Here is a 16,134-nt window from a genome sequence, read left to right as displayed (position 1 = left end):
TTTCGGACGGGATTGCCCGACCCTTTTATTACACGCCATTACAGGCCTACGTGTTCATGAGCCAGACTACCGCTCCGTTTCTGCCGTTCACCCGCCCCGAGATCGACGAGGAAACCATCCAGGGCGTCGTCGAAGTGCTGCGCTCGGGCTGGATCACCACCGGCCCGCAGTGCCAGAAGTTCGAGGCCGCGCTGTCCGAGTACTGCGGCGGCCGCCCGGTGCGCGCGTTCAACTCGGGCACCTGCACGCTGGAAATCGGCCTGCGCATCGCGGGCGTCGGCCCCGGCGACGAGGTGATCACGACGCCGGCGTCGTGGGTGTCGACCAGCAACGTGATCCTCGAGACCGGCGCGACGCCCGTGTTCGCCGACATCGACCCCGTCACGCGCAACCTCGACCTCGACAAGCTCGAACAGGCGATCACGCCGCGCACCAAGGCGATCATCCCGGTCTATCTGGCCGGTCTGCCGGTCGACATGGACCGCCTGTACGCAATCGCGCGCGCGCGCAACCTGCGCGTGATCGAGGATGCCGCGCAGGCGCTCGGCTCGACGTGGAACGGCAAGCGCATCGGCGCGATCGGCGACATCGTGTCGTTCAGCTTCCACGCGAACAAGAACCTGACGACGATCGAAGGCGGCGCGCTCGTGCTGAACAACGACGACGAAGCGACGCTCGCGCAGAAGTACCGGCTGCAGGGCATCACGCGCAGCGGCTTCGACGGGATGGACTGCGACGTGCTCGGCGGCAAGTACAACCTGACCGACGTCGCCGCGCGCGTCGGTCTCGGCCAGTTGCCGCACCTCGAGCGCTTCACCGCGCAGCGCCGCGCGCTGGTGCGCGCGTATTTCGCCGCGTTCGAAGGCGGTGCGGCCGTGAAACTCGGTGTCGGGCTGCCGGTCGCCGATTTCGAGAACTGCAACTGGCACATGTTCCAGATCACGCTGCCGCTCGACCGGCTGTCGATCTCGCGCGCCGATTTCATGGCGCAGATGAAGGAACGCGGAATCGGCACGGGCGTCCACTACCCGGCGATCCATCTTTTCACGCTGTACCGCGCGCGCGGCTTCAGGGAGGGCATGTTCCCCCACGCCGAGCGGTACGGCGCGTCGACCGTCACGCTGCCGCTCTTCACACAGATGACGGAAGCCGACGTGCGTCGCGTCGTCGACGCCACCAACCAGATTTGCGAACAATACGGAAAGTAAGCGTACATGAGTCACCTTGAAGCACGCGCCGGCCATCCGGGCGCCGCGAGCCCGGAAGTATCGATCGTCATCCCCGTGTACAACGAGGAAGACGGCCTTGCCGCGCTGTTCGCGCGCCTGTACCCGGCCCTCGACGCGCTCGGCACGTCGTACGAAGTGATCCTGATCAACGACGGCAGCCGCGACCGCTCGGCCGCCATGCTCGCGGACCAGTTCCACGTGCGTCCCGACACGACGCGCGTCGTGCTGCTCAACGGCAACTACGGGCAGCACATGGCGATCCTCGCCGGCTTCGCGCAGTCGCGCGGCGAGATCGTGATCACGCTCGACGCCGACCTGCAGAACCCGCCCGAGGAAATCGGCAAGCTGATCGCGAAGATGCGCGAGGGCTACGACTACGTCGGCTCGATCCGCAAGCAGCGCCAGGACAGCCTGTGGCGCCGCAAGGCCTCGCAGATGATGAACCGGCTGCGCGAGCGCATCACGCGGATCAAGATGACCGACCAGGGCTGCATGCTGCGCGCATACAGCCGCCGCATCATCGACACGATCAACGTGTGCGGCGAGGTCAACACGTTCATCCCCGCGCTCGCCTACACGTTCGCGCAGAAGCCGACCGAGATCGAGGTCGCGCACGAGGAGCGCTTCGCCGGCGAGTCGAAGTATTCGCTGTACAGCCTCATCCGGCTGAACTTCGACCTCGTGACCGGCTTCTCGGTCGTGCCGCTGCAATGGCTGTCGTTCATCGGCGTGATCCTGTCGCTCGGCTCCGCCGCGCTGTTCGTGCTGCTGCTCGTGCGCCGCTTCATCGTCGGCGCGGAAGTGCAAGGCGTGTTCACGCTGTTCGCGATCACGTTCTTCCTGCTCGGCGTGATCCTGTTCGCGCTCGGCCTGCTCGGCGAGTACGTCGGCCGCATCTATCAGCAGGTGCGCGCGCGGCCGCGCTACCTGATCCAGGCGGTGCTCGAACAGCATGACGGCATGCCGGCGGCGCCGGTCGGCGCGCAGCACACGGGAGCGCAGCCGTGAAGCCGCGCGCCGTCGTATTCGCGTACCACAACGTCGGCGTGCGCTGCCTGCAGGTGCTGCTCGCGCGCGGCGTCGACGTCGCGCTCGTCGTCACGCACGAGGACAACCCGAACGAGAACATCTGGTTCGGCAGCGTCGCGTCGGTCGCCGCCGAGCACGGCATCCCGGTGCTGACGCCGGCCGACCCGGCCGATCCGGCGCTGCGCCGCGCGGTGTCGGCCGCGCAGCCGGATTTCATCTTCTCGTTCTATTACCGCCACATGCTGCCGGTGGACCTGCTCGCGATCGCGCCGCGCGGCGCGTACAACATGCACGGTTCGCTGCTGCCGAAATACCGGGGTCGGGTGCCGACCAACTGGGCCGTGCTGAACGGCGAGACCGAAACCGGCGCGACGCTGCACGAGATGGCCGCGAAACCCGACGCGGGCGCGATCGTCGGCCAGACCGCGGTGCCGATCCTGCCGGACGACACCGCCGCGCAGGTGTTCGACAAGGTCACGGTCGCCGCCGAGCAGACGCTCTGGCGCGTGCTGCCCGCGCTGCTCGCCGGCGAAGCGCCGCATTTGCCGAACGACCTGTCGTCCGGCAGCTACTACGGCGGGCGCAAACCCGAGGACGGCCGCATCGACTGGTCGAAACCGGCCGCGCAGGTCTACAACCTCGTGCGCGCGGTCGCGCCCCCTTACCCGGGCGCGTTTACGGAGATCGACGGCACGCGTTTCGTCGTCGCGCGCGCGCGCCTCGCCGCGCCCGGCAGCGCCGCTGCCGCCGCGGCGGCGGATTTGCCGCCCGGCCTGCACGTAAGCGATAATGCGCTATTCGGCGTCTGCGGCGACAGCCGCGCGCTATCCATACTCGAGCTGTGGCAGCAGCGCGACGGCGGCGAAACCGTCGTGACGCCCGCGGAATTCGCGCAGTTCATTCATTCTTCCCGTCATTCATGAAAGCAAAAAAAGTCCTGATCCTGGGTGTGAACGGCTTCATCGGCCACCACCTGTCCAAGCGCATTCTTGAAACCACCGATTGGGAAGTGTTCGGCATGGACATGCAGACCGACCGGCTCGGCGACCTCGTCAAGCACGAGCGGATGCATTTCTTCGAAGGCGACATCACGATCAACAAGGAGTGGGTCGAGTATCACGTGAAGAAGTGCGACGTGATCCTGCCGCTGGTCGCGATCGCGACGCCGGCGACCTACGTGCAGCAGCCGCTGCGCGTGTTCGAACTCGACTTCGAGGCGAACCTGCCGATCGTGCGTTCGGCCGTCAAGTACGGCAAGCACCTCGTGTTCCCGTCGACCTCCGAGGTCTACGGCATGTGCTCGGACGAGCAGTTCGACCCGGACGCGTCGGCGCTCACCTACGGCCCGATCAACAAGCCGCGCTGGATCTACGCCTGCTCGAAGCAGCTGATGGACCGCGTGATCTGGGGCTACGGGATGGAAGGCCTGAACTTCACGCTGTTCCGTCCGTTCAACTGGATCGGCCCGGGCCTCGACTCGATCTACACGCCGAAGGAAGGCAGCTCGCGCGTGGTCACGCAGTTCCTCGGCCACATCGTGCGCGGCGAGAACATCAGCCTCGTCGACGGCGGCTCGCAGAAGCGCGCGTTCACCGACATCGACGACGGCATCAGCGCGCTGATGAAGATCATCGAAAACGCGAACGGCGTCGCATCGGGCAAGATCTACAACATCGGGAATCCGAAGAATAATTTCTCGGTGCGCGAACTCGCCCACAAGATGCTCGAGCTGGCCGCGGAATTCCCCGAGTACGCCGATTCCGCAAAGCAGGTGCAGCTCGTCGAGACGACCTCCGGCGCGTACTACGGCAACGGCTACCAGGACGTGCAGAACCGCGTGCCGAAGATCGACAACACGATGCAGGAACTCGGCTGGGCGCCGCAATCGACCTTCGACGACGCACTGCGCAAGATCTTCGAAGCGTATCGCGGCCATGTCGCCGACGCGCGCGCACTCGTCGAGCAGCAAGGCTGACGGGACGCTCGCTTGGCTCGCATCGTCCTCAAGATCGACGTCGACACGCTGCGCGGCACGCGCGAAGGCGTGCCGAACCTCGCGCGCATCTTCGACCGCTTCAGCGCGCGCGCGACCTTCCTGTTCAGCCTCGGCCCCGATCACACGGGCTGGGCGCTGCGCCGCGTGTTTCGTCCCGGCTTCCTGAAGAAGGTATCGCGCACGTCGGTGGTCGAACACTACGGCGTGAAGCAGCTGATGTACGGCGTGCTGCTGCCCGGCCCCGACATCGGCCGCCGCGCGATCGCCGACATGCGCGCGATTCACGAAGCCGGCTTCGAATGCGGGATCCATACGTGGGATCACGTGTACTGGCAGGACAACGTGCGCGTGCGCGACCGTGACTGGACCGCGCGTGAAATGCAGAAGAGCCACGCGCGCTTCGTCGAGGTCTTCGGTGCGCCGCCGGCCACGCACGGCGCGGCCGGCTGGCAGATGAACGACGCGGCGTTCGAGCAGATCGACGCATGGGGGATGCGCTATGCGTCCGACGGCCGCGGCCATTCGCCGTACCTGCCCGTCGTCGGCGGCCGCACGCTGTCGCACGTGCAGATGCCGACCACGCTGCCGACGCTCGACGAGGTGCTCGGCGTCGACGGCATCGACACGCACAACGTCGCCGCGCACATCCTCAAGTTCACCGAAACCAATCCGCACGACCAGGTGTTCACGCTGCATGCTGAGCTGGAAGGCCAGAAGCTCGCGCCGGTGTTCGAGCAACTGCTCGCCGGCTGGCGTGCGCAGGGCCATACGTTTGCGACGATGGGCGACTACCACGCGACGCTGGACCGCGACTCGCTGCCATCGTACCCTGTCGCGTGGGGCGAAATCCCCGGCCGCTCCGGCGAACTGATCGTCCAGCCCGACTGAGTTCGCGCGCGAGCCCGCGCTGCCTGCGGCGCGCCGCGGCAGCGCGCTCCGAATCGCGCCGCCGCGCGCGGCGCCCTTCCATAACAACAGGAGAAACACGTGTCCGTCGAAGTTGACCGTCAAGTTCCCGATTTCACCGCACCGGCCACGGGCGGCGATATTTCGCTGTCCGACCTGCGCGGCAAGAAGCTCGTGCTGTATTTCTATCCGAAGGACAACACGCCGGGCTGCACGACCGAAGGGCTGCAATTTCGCGATCTCTATCCGAAGTTCAAGAAGGCCGGCGCGGAAGTCATCGGCGTATCGCGCGACAGCCTGCGCTCGCATGACAATTTCAAGGCAAAGCTCGAACTGCCGTTCCCGCTGATCTCCGATGCCGACGAAGCGCTGTGCGCGCTGTTCGATGTCATCAAAATGAAGAAAATGTATGGCAAGGAAGTACGCGGCATCGAGCGCTCGACGTTCCTGATCGACGCCGACGGCGTGCTTCGTCACGCATGGCGCGGCATCAAGGTGCCCGGTCACGTGGACGACGTGCTAAGTGCTGTACAAGCGCTTTGAGGCGCGTTATATTGGGCCGCAATGAATGCCAGTTCGCCCCATATTTCTCGTAGCTGCGCCGGTGCTCGTTGCGATGCTTCCCGGCACCTGACGCGCATCACGACGGTATCAGCCGAGCCGCATGTCCCGGTCCACGGGGCAGCGGCTTTTTTTATGGACTGCGCGCCGGCTCTCGGTCCGGCCCTCAACCCGTGAAGGAGTTGATCGACACTTAGGCGAACCGGCTAGACGATATTCCTGTGCGCCACCGCGCGCAAACTGCAGGCGTTCCCGTCACGCAGGATGCGATCAGCGGCGCACGCCATGCGACACGATTCCTCCGAGGGACACCATGCCTTTGCCTACTCCCCCCAGCAAGCTCGGCAGCCTGCTGCCGCCCGATGAATACAAGGCGAAAGCGCGGCCCGCGAAAGCCGCGAAGAAATCCGCCGAAGGGGACGCATCCACAGCCGGTGACTATGGCCCGGCCAGCGTGGCCCAACCGATGACCGAAGCCGCGAACACGGCAGCGCCGCTGCGCGCCGTCGCGCCGGCCCAGGAACCGGCGAGCGCGCCCGCACGCGCGCGCAAGAGCAAACAGACCGCGGCGCTGCTGCAGCCGATGCCGGCGCCCGTCGAAGCCGACGCACCCGTTGCGCGCGGCGACAAGCCGACCGACGCAAAACCGGTCGCCGCGCCCGCGCGCGATACCGGCGCCGCGACGAAGTCGCGCAGCCGCAAACCGGCCGACGCAGAACTGCAGAAGCTGTTCGTGCTCGACACCAACGTGCTGATGCACGACCCGAGCAGCCTGTTCCGTTTCGAGGAACACGACGTCTATCTGCCGATGATGACGCTCGAGGAACTCGACAACCACAAGAAGGGGATGTCCGAAGTCGCGCGCAATGCACGCCAGGTCAGCCGCACGCTCGACGCGCTGGTCGCCGACGCGGGCCCGATCTCGGCCGGCATTCCGCTCGCGCGCCTCGGCAGCCGCGAGGCGCTCGGCCGCCTGTATTTCCAGACCAAGCTCGCCGACATCGCGCCGGTCGAGGGCCTGCCCGAGGGCAAGGCCGACAACCAGATCCTCGGCGTCGTGCGCGCGCTGCAGCGCGACCGGCCGGACCGCCAGGTCGTGCTGGTGTCGAAAGACATCAACATGCGGATCAAGGCGCACGCGCTCGGCCTGCCCGCCGAAGACTACTTCAACGACCAGGTGCTCGAGGACAAGGATCTCCTCTACACCGGCGTGCGCGAACTGCCGCAGGACTTCTGGACCCGGCATGCAAAGGGCATGGAGAGCTGGCAGGACACCAAGACGGGCACCACGTACTACCGCGTGACGGGCCCGCTCGTTGCGTCGATGCTCGTCAACGAGTTCGTCTATCTCGAGCCGCAGAACGGCGAGCCGACGTTCCATGCGATCGTGCGCGAGCTGAACGGCAAGACGGCGCTGCTGCAGACGCTGCGCGACTACAGCCACCACAAGAACAACGTGTGGGGCATCACCGCGCGCAACCGCGAGCAGAATTTCGCGCTGAACCTGCTGATGAACCCCGAGATCGACTTCGTCACGCTGCTCGGCCAGGCCGGCACCGGCAAGACGCTGGTCGCGCTCGCGGCCGGCCTCGCGCAGGTGCTCGACGACAAGCGCTACAACGAGATCATCGTCACGCGCGCGACCGTGCCCGTCGGCGAGGACATCGGCTTCCTGCCGGGCACCGAGGAAGAGAAGATGCAGCCGTGGATGGGCGCATTCGACGACAACCTCGAAGTGCTGCAGAAGACCGACGACGCGGCCGGCGAATGGGGCCGCGCGGCGACGCAGGAACTGATCCGTTCGCGCCTGAAGGTCAAGAGCATGAACTTCATGCGCGGCCGCACGTTCGTCGACAAGTACCTGATCATCGACGAGGCGCAGAACCTGACGCCGAAGCAGATGAAGACGCTCGTCACGCGCGCGGGCCCCGGCACGAAGATCGTGTGCCTCGGCAACATCGCGCAGATCGACACGCCCTACCTGACCGAAGGCAGTTCGGGCCTCACCTACGTCGTCGACCGCTTCAAGGGCTGGGGCCACAGCGGCCACGTGACGCTCGCGCGCGGCGAACGCTCGCGACTCGCCGACTACGCGTCGGACATTCTGTAACGCATGGCGCCGGCCGGTCGGCCGGCTTCCGACGCCTGACGGCGCTCCACTCCGGAGCGCCGTTTTATTTTGGGGGTCGGAAACGTTGATAACGCACTGTTACGAAAACAACACCGATTTACGCGCGAAACTTCAAGTAAATTCTCAGGAATGGTTGCGCAAGCCCCGTCGGAGCGTCTACCATCGGGCCTATCCGTTGTCATACGAATCACGGGCGCGCCGCGCCCGTTCCGTCTTTCATGCTTCGAATCTGGGTTCCCGTCGCCGTCGTTTCGCTGCTTGCGGCCTGCTCCAGCGTGCCGCCGCAGACGGCATCGCGCTCGTCCGGCATGACGATCACGACGCCGCGCGCGTTCCCGCCGCCCGCCAATTTCCCGAAATTCGTCGACCACAGCGTCGGCCAGGAAGAAATCTCGATCCAGGCGATGAGCCTGGTCGGCGTGCCCTATCGCTGGGGCGGCAACACGCCGACCAGCGGCTTCGACTGCAGCGGGCTCGTGCGCTACGTGATCGGTCGCGCGGCCGACGTGAACCTGCCGCGCACGACCGCCGACATGAGCAGCCGCGGCGTGTCGATCGACCCCGACCAGATCGCGCCGGGCGACCTGATCTTCTTCAATACGACCGGGCGGCCGCACTCGCATGTCGGCATCTACGTCGGCAAGCTGCGCTTCGTGAATGCGCCGTCGACCGGCGGCACCGTGCGGCTCGACTATCTGACGAACCCGTACTGGGCGAAGCGTTTCGACGGGATTCGCCGCGTCGCGCCGCCGCGCGCGAAGCCGACGCCGTTCGATGCGCCGACGTATGAAGCACGGCGCGACGAGTCGCGCACACCGGCGGCGGCCGCACCCGCGCCGGTCGTGACCGCGGCGGCACCGCAGCCGCCGGCTTATGCGGCAGCGCAACGCGTGTCGGCGGCGTCGCCTGCGCCAGTCGTTGCCGCAGCACCGCCCGCATCCGCCACAGCCGCGCCCACCGATCCGTACGAGCCGCCGCCGGCTCGCCTGTCCGCGGCCCGGCAACAGGCGGTGTCCGCCGGCGGCGATGCGATCGCCGCGACGTCGAATGCGACGTCGAACGCGGCACCTGCCGGCGTGCCAGAGGTCGGCACGCAGATTCCGACGACGGCGCTGACCGCCGCCGAAGCAGCCGCCTTCGATGCGGAACTGCCGGCCGCCGCCGCGCCGGCGCGCAACACCGAACCGGCCGCCGTGCAGGTGCTGCGCGCATCGACGCAGTCCGCGCCGGTCGGAGCCCGCACCGGCACCACCGACGACCCGATCGCCCGCTTCGCGAACGGCAGCTATTGACGGCGTCGCCACGCCGGGTTCGCGCATCTCGCAAAATCCCGGCGACCACGGTGGCGCCCTGCCCGCATTCATTCAGCCCCGCGCGCCGTCATTCCACCGTCTTGCCGATCGGCTCGATAACCGGCTTCCTGCCGGTTCGTCGTACTCGCCCGTCGTTTTGCTACGCGGACATGCGTGCTCTTCGACTCACCACACGGCACGCAAGCGCAGCGGCATCGACCGGCCGGCAACGCAAACGCCGCATCGATCCGCCATCTGGACGAACCTCGCACACACACACCGCCCACACCGCCAACCGCCCGCCCCACGCGCAAAAAAACGCCGCAGCCTGTTCGGCATGCGGCGTTTCGTGCGTCGAAGCGTCGAGCGTTTCGCGTCGGAAATCAGAAGATCCGGTGTCCGAGCCACCAGCCGCCGGCTGCGATCAGCGCAGAGGCCGGAATCGTCAGCACCCACGCCCACACGATATTGCCGGCCACGCCCCAGCGCACGGCCGACAGCTTCTGCGTCGCGCCGACGCCGACGATCGCGCCGGTGATCGTATGCGTGGTCGAGACCGGAATGCCGAGGAACGACGCGATGAACAGCGTGATCGCACCGCCGCTCTCCGCGCAAAAACCGCCGACCGGCTTGAGCTTCGTGATCTTCTGGCCCATCGTGCGCACGATGCGCCAGCCGCCGAACAGCGTGCCGAGGCCCATCGACAGGTAGCACGCGCCGATCACCCACGCCGGCGGCGCATCGGACGTCGCCGACGCATAGCCGGACGCGATCAGCAGCATCCAGATGATGCCGATCGTCTTCTGCGCATCGTTGCCGCCGTGTCCGAGGCTGTACAGCCCGGCCGACAGCAGCTGCAGCCGGCGGAAGCGCCGGTCCACCTTGCTGGGCGCGGTGCGGAAATACAGCCACGACACGCCGAGCATGAACAGCGAGCCGAGGATGAAGCCGAGCAGCGGCGAAATGAAGATGAACGCGACGGTCTTCATCAGGCCGTCGACGTTCAGCGCGCTCCAGCCCGACTTCGCAAGCGCCGAGCCGACAAGGCCGCCGATCAGCGCGTGCGACGAGCTCGACGGGATCCCGTAGTACCAGGTGATCACGTTCCAGCCGATCGCGCCGACCAGCGCGCCGAACACGACGTAGTGGTCGACGATGTCAGGGTCGATCGTGCCTTTGCCGACCGTCTGCGCGACCTTCAGGTGGAAGATGAAGTACGCGATGACGTTGAACGCGGCGGCGAACACGACGGCCTGTTGCGGCTTCAGCACGCCGGTGGACACGACGGTGGCGATCGAGTTCGCCGCGTCGTGGAAGCCGTTCATGAAGTCGAATACGAGCGCGACGAGCACCAGCGTCGCGACCATCCATAGGGCGAGTTGTATCGAATGCATCGTGGTCCGCTCAGGCGTTTTCCAGCACGATGCCTTCGATGATGTTCGCGACGTCCTCGCATTTGTCGGTGATCTCTTCGAGCAGCTCGTAGATCGCCTTCAGCTTGATGAGCGTCTTCACGTCGTCTTCCTCGCGGAACAGCTTCGACATCGCCGAGCGCAGCACGCGATCGGCTTCCGACTCCCAGCGATCGATCTCCTCGCACTGCTTGAGGATTTGCGCGGACTGCTTCATGTCGGACAGCAGCGCAACCGCCTGCTGCACGTGCTGCGCCGACTGCGTGACGATGTGCGCGAGCTGGCTCGCCTCGGACGTGACGGCGCGCACGTCGTACAGCGACACGGCCGTCGCGACGTCCTCCATCAGGTCGAGGATGTCGTCCATCGTCGTGATCAGCTTGTGGATTTCGTCGCGATCGAGCGGCGTGATGAAGGTCTTGTGCAGCAGATCGATCGCTTCGTGCGTGAGCTTGTCCGCGGCCTTTTCGGCAGTCTGCACGTTTTGCTTGTGGATCTCGGCATCGGCGAGATTGTCGATCAGCAGTTCGAGCTCGCGGCCACCGGAAACGATGTGCTTCGCGTGCGCGTTGAAGAGTTCAAAGAACTTGCCCTCGGTGGGCATGAATCGACCGAACATGGGATTCCTGAGAGATTGTCAAACGACTGTCACGAAAACGGGCGATATTGTACCGTTTTCGGTTGCGCCGCGACGCGCGCATATGCGCGCGCCGGGATTGGATACAACGCTCGGCAAAATAGGGGTTTACATCCAGCCTTACTCGCCGTAGAAGTTTTGCGCCCCTGCAAAGTTGTCGAACTTCGTGTATTGCCCCAGGAACGTGAGTCGAACGGGGCCGATCGGACCGTTACGCTGCTTGCCGATGATGATTTCGGCGGTGCCCTTGTCCGGGCTGTCCGGGTTGTAGACTTCGTCGCGGTAGATGAACAGGATCACGTCCGCATCCTGTTCGATTGCGCCCGATTCACGCAGGTCCGACATCACCGGCCGCTTGTTCGGCCGCTGCTCGAGACCGCGGTTGAGCTGCGACAGCGCGATCACCGGCACGTCGAGCTCCTTGGCCAGGCTCTTCAGCGACCGCGAGATCTCCGAGATTTCGGTCGCCCGGTTCTCGCCCTGCGACGAGCCCGACATCAGCTGCAGGTAGTCGACGATGATCAGGCCGAGCTTGCCGCACTGGCGCGCCAGACGCCGCGCGCGCGAGCGCAGTTCCATCGGGTTCAGGCCGCCCGTTTCGTCGATGAACAGCTGCGCCTCGCTCATCTTCTGCACCGCATGCGTCAGCTTCGGCCAGTCCTCGTCCGTCAGGCGGCCGGTACGCATCCGGTGCTGGTCGAGCCGGCCGATCGAGCCGAGCATCCGCATCACGAGCTGCGTGCCCGGCATTTCCATCGAGAACACCGCGACCGGCAGCCCGTACTCGACCGCGACGTATTCGCCGATGTTCATGGAAAAGGCCGTGTTGTGCGTCACGACGTAATCGTCGGTCACGTACAGCCGCGACGGATGCGAGACCGAAATGCACTGCGTGGCGGTCCGGCGCGTCGGCTCGATGCCGACGATGACCGGCATCTTGCGGCGTGTGCGCCCGCCCGTGAGACGCTCGCGCTTGCCCTCGAACAGGAACAGGCTCTGCGGGTCCGGATGACTGATCGTGCACACGTAAGCCGTCGCACCGGCCTTGCGTTCGCCGCCGACCGTGAAGCTCGTCGCCTTTTCGGCGACCTGGCACCACGCCCCGAGCGAGCGCGCCAGTTCGCGCACGTCGTTCGCCAGTTGCGCACTGGCGGTCGAATAACGCACCGTCCCCCACGATTCGACCCAGCCGTCCGTGTCGAGCAGCCCGCGCAGCAGGTCCAGTCGCGCGTCCTTGTCCGCATCGAGGTAAATGCGCGGGATGAACTTGTCGTAGCTCGTCCTGCCCCATACCCCGAGCCGCTCGAGCGCCGCCTTGAGCGGATTGGCGGACGGCCGGGGCTCGTCGGCGGTCGACGGCCGGCGCTTGATGCGCCAGTCGTACTGGCCCGCGTATTCGAGCTCGAGCGACGCGTCGACGCGCGTGCGCATCCGATTCAAGGTTTCCTCGGCCTTCACGCTGAAACGCACGGCCGTACCGCCGAGCGCGCCGTCGCCGAGCAGCGCGCCGAGCACCCACGGATCGACGGGCAGCGCGTCGCGGTGACCGAACTCGCCGCTCGGCATGTCGATCCACAACCGGTTCCGGTAGCGCTCGCGCGTGAGCAGGGTGCGAATCTCCGCGGTCGACAGCACGCGCGGCTTTTCCCACTCGCGGAAATGCACGCACCACAGGTGCTCGTCGCAGCATTCGGCCGAGCGGCCGTCCGAAAAGCGAACCCGATAGACCTGGCGTTCGCCCTGCGGGTAGATGCCCGTCACGATCGACGGCGCGCCGTCGACCGACGCAAGCGCGTCGCCGACCGCCAGTTCGCCCATCGGCTTCCAGCCCGTCAGCGTCCTGACGCGCGCGTCGAGCGGCTGGGCCTTGCCCATCGACGGCCGCCCCGCCACGATGATCAATTCGCCGCCATGCATCCCCGACGTCATCCGGTCGAGGTCGACGAAGCCCGTCGGCGTGCCCGTGACGTCGCTCGGGTTCGCGGTGTGGTACAGCGTGTCGATGCGCTCGACGACCTGCGTAAGCAGCGGGCCGATCTCGAGGAAGCCCTGGTTGCCGCGCGCGCCCTCCTCGGCGATCGAGAACACCTTCGACTCGGCCTCGTCGAGCAGCTGGCGGACTTCCTTGCCCTGCGGATTGAACGCGTCGGCCGAGATTTCGTCGGCGACCGACACGAGCCGGCGCAGCACCGCGCGGTCGCGCACGATTTCCGCATAGCGGCGGATGTTCGCGGCGCTCGGCGTGTTCTGGGCCAGCGCGTTCAGGTAGGCGAGCCCGCCGACGTCGTCGGCCTTGCCCGACGTCGTCAGCGCTTCGTACACGGTCACGACGTCGGCCGGGCGCGTCGCCGCGATCAGCCGGCCGATGTGCTCGTAGATGATCCGGTGGTCGTAGCGGTAGAAGTCGCCCTGCGACAGGAAGTCGGCAATCCGGTCCCATGCCGCGTTGTCGAGCAACAGGCCGCCCAGCACCGACTGTTCGGCTTCGACCGAGTGCGGCGGGACTTTCAGCGAATCGAGTTGGGGATCTTGCGGCGCGTTCATGGGTTGGGATTATCGCGAATTGATCGCCGGTACGCTACCGCTCACCGGCGATCGGGCAATAAAAAAGGCAGGCCCCGGTTGCCCGGGCGCCTGCCCCTGTTCCTGCCCGGACGGCGCGAGCCGCCCGGCAAGACTGCGTACGCTTAAGCGTGGTCGCCGATCACGTTGATCGTGACGTCGACGACGACGTCCGTGTGCAGCGCGACCTGGACGCTGTGCTCGCCGATCATCTTCAGCGGGCCTTCCGGCATGCGAACCTGCAGCTTCTCGACCTCAAAGCCTGCCTTCTTCAGCAGTTCGGCGACGTCTGCGTTCGTGACCGAGCCGAACAGACGGCCGTCCACGCCCGACTTCTGCGTGATTTCGAACGACTGGCCAGCCAGCTTCTCGCCGACAGCCTGCGAAGCCGCCAGCTTTTCAGCGGCGATCTTCTCGAGCTCTGCGCGGCGCACTTCGAATTCGGCGATCGCTTCCTTCGTGGCACGGCGAGCCTTGCGGTTCGGGATCAGGAAGTTGCGAGCGTAACCGTCCTTGACCTTGACGATATCGCCGAGGTTGCCCAGATTGGCGACTTTTTCCAACAGAATGATTTGCATTCGAATTCTCCTTATTGCGTCGCCTGATTACGCCTTGTGCTGATCGGTGTACGGCAGCAGCGCGAGGAAACGCGCGCGCTTGATCGCCGTATCCAGCTGACGCTGATAGTGCGCCTTCGTACCCGTCAGACGAGCCGGCGTGATCTTGCCGTTTTCGCCGATGAAGTCCTTCAGCGTTTCCGTGTCCTTGTAGTCGATCTGCTCGACGCCGGCTGCCGTGAAGCGGCAGAACTTCTTGCGCTTGAAGAGCGGGTTTTGTTGCTGACGACGCTTGTCGAATTTCTTACCAGTGGGGCGGGCCATGTTCAGTCCTTTCCAATGTCCTGCAATGCTGTGATGTGAAACACCAAGGTTCGCGCGTTGCGGCTTTTCTTGGCCAGGAAGCCCGTGAACAGCGTTTCAACGCCCAGTTCACATCGCTCCAGCTTGCCGCTCGCCTCGCCGGCCGCCACCGCCTCGATCGTCATGTCGACCCGACGGGGAATGCCTGCCTCGACGACTTCCGTGCTGTGCTGCAACGTCGCGCTTGCGATCGGAACGCCGGCGGGCGTGTATCGCACCGCTGCGCGCTCGACGACGCTTGCCGTCAATTGCAACCTGTTCACGTGAGTGGCGTGCTCCTTGGTGGCTTAATCGAGACGAGCTTAAGCCTGCGCTTCGGTCGGCTGGGCAGCAGCCGCCTTCTTGGCTTCTTCGCGCTGAACTTCCTTCATCATCGGCGACGGGCCGGTTTCGGCCTTCTTCATCTTGACGATGAGGTGACGCAGCACGGCGTCGTTGAACTTGAACGCGTGTTCGAGTTCGTCGAGCGTCGTCTGGTCGCACTCGATGTTCATGCAGACGTAGTGAGCCTTCGCGAGTTTCTCGATCATGTAGGCCAGCTGGCGACGGCCCCAGTCTTCGACGCGGTGGATCTGGCCACCGTGCGACGTGATCGTGGTCTTGTAACGCTCGATCATCGCGGGCACTTGCTCGCTCTGATCGGGGTGCACGATGAAGACGATTTCGTAATGACGCATTACACACTCCTTGTGGATTGAAGCCACCCGGGCGTCTGAACCGGTGTGGCAAGTGAGAAGCCGAAGATTCTAACCCGATTATGGGGCGCGCGCAAGACCGATCGACGATTCGCGGCCGGATTCGGCCGTGTTTTCAACGACTTGAACGGTTCCGGCCGCCACGAGCCGCGCCGGCATGGCCGTTTCGCGGAGCGGGGACGGATCGCAACGCGGATGTTGCGGGGCGAAGCCGGCGGACGGCCCCGCCCGCGGTCATTCGACGCGCGTGCCCGCGAGCCGCGCGTCGAGCGCCGTCCGGAATGCCGCGAGCGCGGACGGTTCCGCGTCGGTCACGGCCCACCACGTCATCCCGGCCGCGTTCCAGCGGTCGAGCGCGTAGCCCTGCGACACGGTCGCATACGGCGCGCCGCGGCCGTCGCCCGCCGGTCGCACGTAGACGTCGATCACGTGCTGCCGATAGCGGTACACGAGCACCGCGACGCGCCGACGCCCGACATAGTCGAGCCGGCCGCCGACCAGCGCGAAGCCGCTCGCGGCCAGGTCCTCGACCGGCGGCGCATAGTCGAGCCGCCCGTTGAACCACGGCTTGACCGTGTGCCGGTCGGTCGAGATCACGTCGACGTCGCGCGCGGACAGGCCTGCCCGCACATGGCTCGCGACGAGTTCGTCGACCGTGCGGTCGGTGTCGGCGCGGTGCGCGGACAGCGCCATCGCGGCCGCGGCGGCCAGCGCGACCAACAGCGCGACACCCCAGCCGAGGCCCGGCAGCGCGCCGACGCGCG

The 16,134-nt window shown here is 66.1% G+C and carries 15 protein-coding genes and 1 pseudogene; 8 read left to right on the top strand and 8 right to left on the bottom strand.

Annotated elements, in window-relative coordinates; all coding sequences use genetic code 11:
- The first annotated feature begins 56 nt into the window (after positions 1–56).
- The 8 genes from BST28156_RS30385 (at position 57) to BST28156_RS30350 (ending at position 9,144) form a co-directional block, all read left to right on the top strand.
- Positions 57–1,208 (top strand): DegT/DnrJ/EryC1/StrS family aminotransferase, encoded by a 1,152-nt coding sequence (locus BST28156_RS30385; protein WP_174904150.1) that lies wholly within the window; start codon positions 57–59, stop codon positions 1,206–1,208.
- 6 nt (positions 1,209–1,214) lie between these two features.
- Positions 1,215–2,237 carry a glycosyltransferase gene (locus tag BST28156_RS30380; RefSeq protein ID WP_060239444.1) on the top strand — a complete coding sequence of 341 codons (1,023 nt, stop codon included), beginning with the start codon at positions 1,215–1,217 and terminating at the stop codon, positions 2,235–2,237.
- Positions 2,234–3,181: a formyltransferase gene (locus BST28156_RS30375; RefSeq protein ID WP_060239446.1), complete on the top strand. Its 948-nt coding sequence runs from the start codon at positions 2,234–2,236 to the stop codon at positions 3,179–3,181. The genes BST28156_RS30380 and BST28156_RS30375 overlap by 4 nt, the downstream gene beginning before the upstream one ends.
- Positions 3,178–4,233 carry a bifunctional UDP-4-keto-pentose/UDP-xylose synthase gene (locus tag BST28156_RS30370; RefSeq protein ID WP_060239454.1) on the top strand — a complete coding sequence of 352 codons (1,056 nt, stop codon included), beginning with the start codon at positions 3,178–3,180 and terminating at the stop codon, positions 4,231–4,233. Before BST28156_RS30375 ends, BST28156_RS30370 begins: the two co-directional genes overlap by 4 nt.
- Positions 4,234–4,245: 12 nt before the next feature.
- Positions 4,246–5,142, top strand: a complete 897-nt coding sequence (locus tag BST28156_RS30365; protein WP_060239456.1) for a polysaccharide deacetylase family protein — start codon at positions 4,246–4,248, stop codon at positions 5,140–5,142.
- 99 nt (positions 5,143–5,241) lie between these two features.
- Positions 5,242–5,703: a peroxiredoxin gene (locus tag BST28156_RS30360; protein WP_060239458.1), complete on the top strand. Its 462-nt coding sequence runs from the start codon at positions 5,242–5,244 to the stop codon at positions 5,701–5,703.
- Positions 5,704–6,034: 331 nt separating this feature from the next.
- Positions 6,035–7,831 carry a PhoH family protein gene (locus BST28156_RS30355; protein ID WP_174904149.1) on the top strand — a complete coding sequence of 599 codons (1,797 nt, stop codon included), beginning with the start codon at positions 6,035–6,037 and terminating at the stop codon, positions 7,829–7,831.
- Positions 7,832–8,070: 239 nt separating this feature from the next.
- The gene (locus BST28156_RS30350; RefSeq protein WP_174904148.1) at positions 8,071–9,144 is read left to right on the top strand and encodes a C40 family peptidase; all 1,074 of its coding nucleotides are present in this window, start codon (positions 8,071–8,073) and stop codon (positions 9,142–9,144) included.
- Positions 9,145–9,527: 383 nt separating this feature from the next.
- Here BST28156_RS30350 and BST28156_RS30345 read toward each other — a convergent pair whose 3' ends face one another.
- The 8 genes and pseudogenes from BST28156_RS30345 to BST28156_RS30310 all read right to left on the bottom strand — a co-directional run.
- A complete protein-coding gene (locus BST28156_RS30345) occupies positions 9,528–10,538 on the bottom strand; it encodes an inorganic phosphate transporter (RefSeq protein WP_060239464.1) in 1,011 nt (336 codons plus the stop codon).
- A gap of 10 nt (positions 10,539–10,548) precedes the next feature.
- Positions 10,549–11,175, bottom strand: a complete 627-nt coding sequence (locus BST28156_RS30340) for a DUF47 domain-containing protein (protein ID WP_060239466.1) — start codon at positions 11,173–11,175, stop codon at positions 10,549–10,551.
- Positions 11,176–11,313: 138 nt separating this feature from the next.
- On the bottom strand, positions 11,314–13,737 hold the full coding sequence (dnaB, locus tag BST28156_RS30335) for a replicative DNA helicase (RefSeq protein WP_174904147.1): 2,424 nt from the start codon (positions 13,735–13,737) through the stop codon (positions 11,314–11,316).
- A 143-nt stretch (positions 13,738–13,880) separates the two neighbouring features.
- Complete coding sequence (rplI, locus tag BST28156_RS30330; RefSeq protein ID WP_060239475.1) at positions 13,881–14,333, bottom strand: 50S ribosomal protein L9; 453 nt, start codon at positions 14,331–14,333, stop codon at positions 13,881–13,883.
- Between the two features lie 27 nt (positions 14,334–14,360).
- Positions 14,361–14,636 (bottom strand): 30S ribosomal protein S18, encoded by a 276-nt coding sequence (rpsR, locus tag BST28156_RS30325; RefSeq protein WP_004193360.1) that lies wholly within the window; start codon positions 14,634–14,636, stop codon positions 14,361–14,363.
- 2 nt (positions 14,637–14,638) lie between these two features.
- Positions 14,639–14,938 (bottom strand): primosomal replication protein N, encoded by a 300-nt coding sequence (priB, locus tag BST28156_RS30320; protein ID WP_174904146.1) that lies wholly within the window; start codon positions 14,936–14,938, stop codon positions 14,639–14,641.
- Positions 14,939–14,977: 39 nt separating this feature from the next.
- Positions 14,978–15,352, bottom strand: a complete 375-nt coding sequence (gene rpsF / locus BST28156_RS30315) for a 30S ribosomal protein S6 (RefSeq protein WP_006402295.1) — start codon at positions 15,350–15,352, stop codon at positions 14,978–14,980.
- Positions 15,353–15,604: 252 nt separating this feature from the next.
- Positions 15,605–16,134: pseudogene (locus tag BST28156_RS30310) on the bottom strand (anti-sigma factor); the annotation flags it as partial.

The organism is Burkholderia pseudomultivorans (genome assembly GCF_902499075.1).
In the GTDB taxonomy this organism is placed as follows: Bacteria; Pseudomonadota; Gammaproteobacteria; order Burkholderiales; family Burkholderiaceae; genus Burkholderia; species Burkholderia pseudomultivorans.
The sequence above is the reverse complement of the archived record's forward strand: the minus strand, read 5'-3'. Positions and strand labels throughout refer to the sequence as shown.

Bases quoted from the DNA above. Each gene is read 5' to 3' on its own strand.
- BST28156_RS30385 (WP_174904150.1), top strand. From the start codon at position 57: ATGAGCCAGACTACCGCTCCGTTTCTGCCGTTCACCCGCCCCGAGATC.
- BST28156_RS30380 (WP_060239444.1), top strand. From the start codon at position 1,215: ATGAGTCACCTTGAAGCACGCGCCGGCCATCCGGGCGCCGCGAGCCCG.
- BST28156_RS30370 (WP_060239454.1), top strand. From the start codon at position 3,178: ATGAAAGCAAAAAAAGTCCTGATCCTGGGTGTGAACGGCTTCATCGGC.
- BST28156_RS30355 (WP_174904149.1), top strand. From the start codon at position 6,035: ATGCCTTTGCCTACTCCCCCCAGCAAGCTCGGCAGCCTGCTGCCGCCC.
- BST28156_RS30350 (WP_174904148.1), top strand. From the start codon at position 8,071: ATGCTTCGAATCTGGGTTCCCGTCGCCGTCGTTTCGCTGCTTGCGGCC.
- BST28156_RS30345 (WP_060239464.1), bottom strand. From the start codon at position 10,538: ATGCATTCGATACAACTCGCCCTATGGATGGTCGCGACGCTGGTGCTC.
- BST28156_RS30340 (WP_060239466.1), bottom strand. From the start codon at position 11,175: ATGTTCGGTCGATTCATGCCCACCGAGGGCAAGTTCTTTGAACTCTTC.
- dnaB (WP_174904147.1), bottom strand. From the start codon at position 13,737: ATGAACGCGCCGCAAGATCCCCAACTCGATTCGCTGAAAGTCCCGCCG.
- rplI (WP_060239475.1), bottom strand. From the start codon at position 14,333: ATGCAAATCATTCTGTTGGAAAAAGTCGCCAATCTGGGCAACCTCGGC.
- rpsR (WP_004193360.1), bottom strand. From the start codon at position 14,636: ATGGCCCGCCCCACTGGTAAGAAATTCGACAAGCGTCGTCAGCAACAA.
- rpsF (WP_006402295.1), bottom strand. From the start codon at position 15,352: ATGCGTCATTACGAAATCGTCTTCATCGTGCACCCCGATCAGAGCGAG.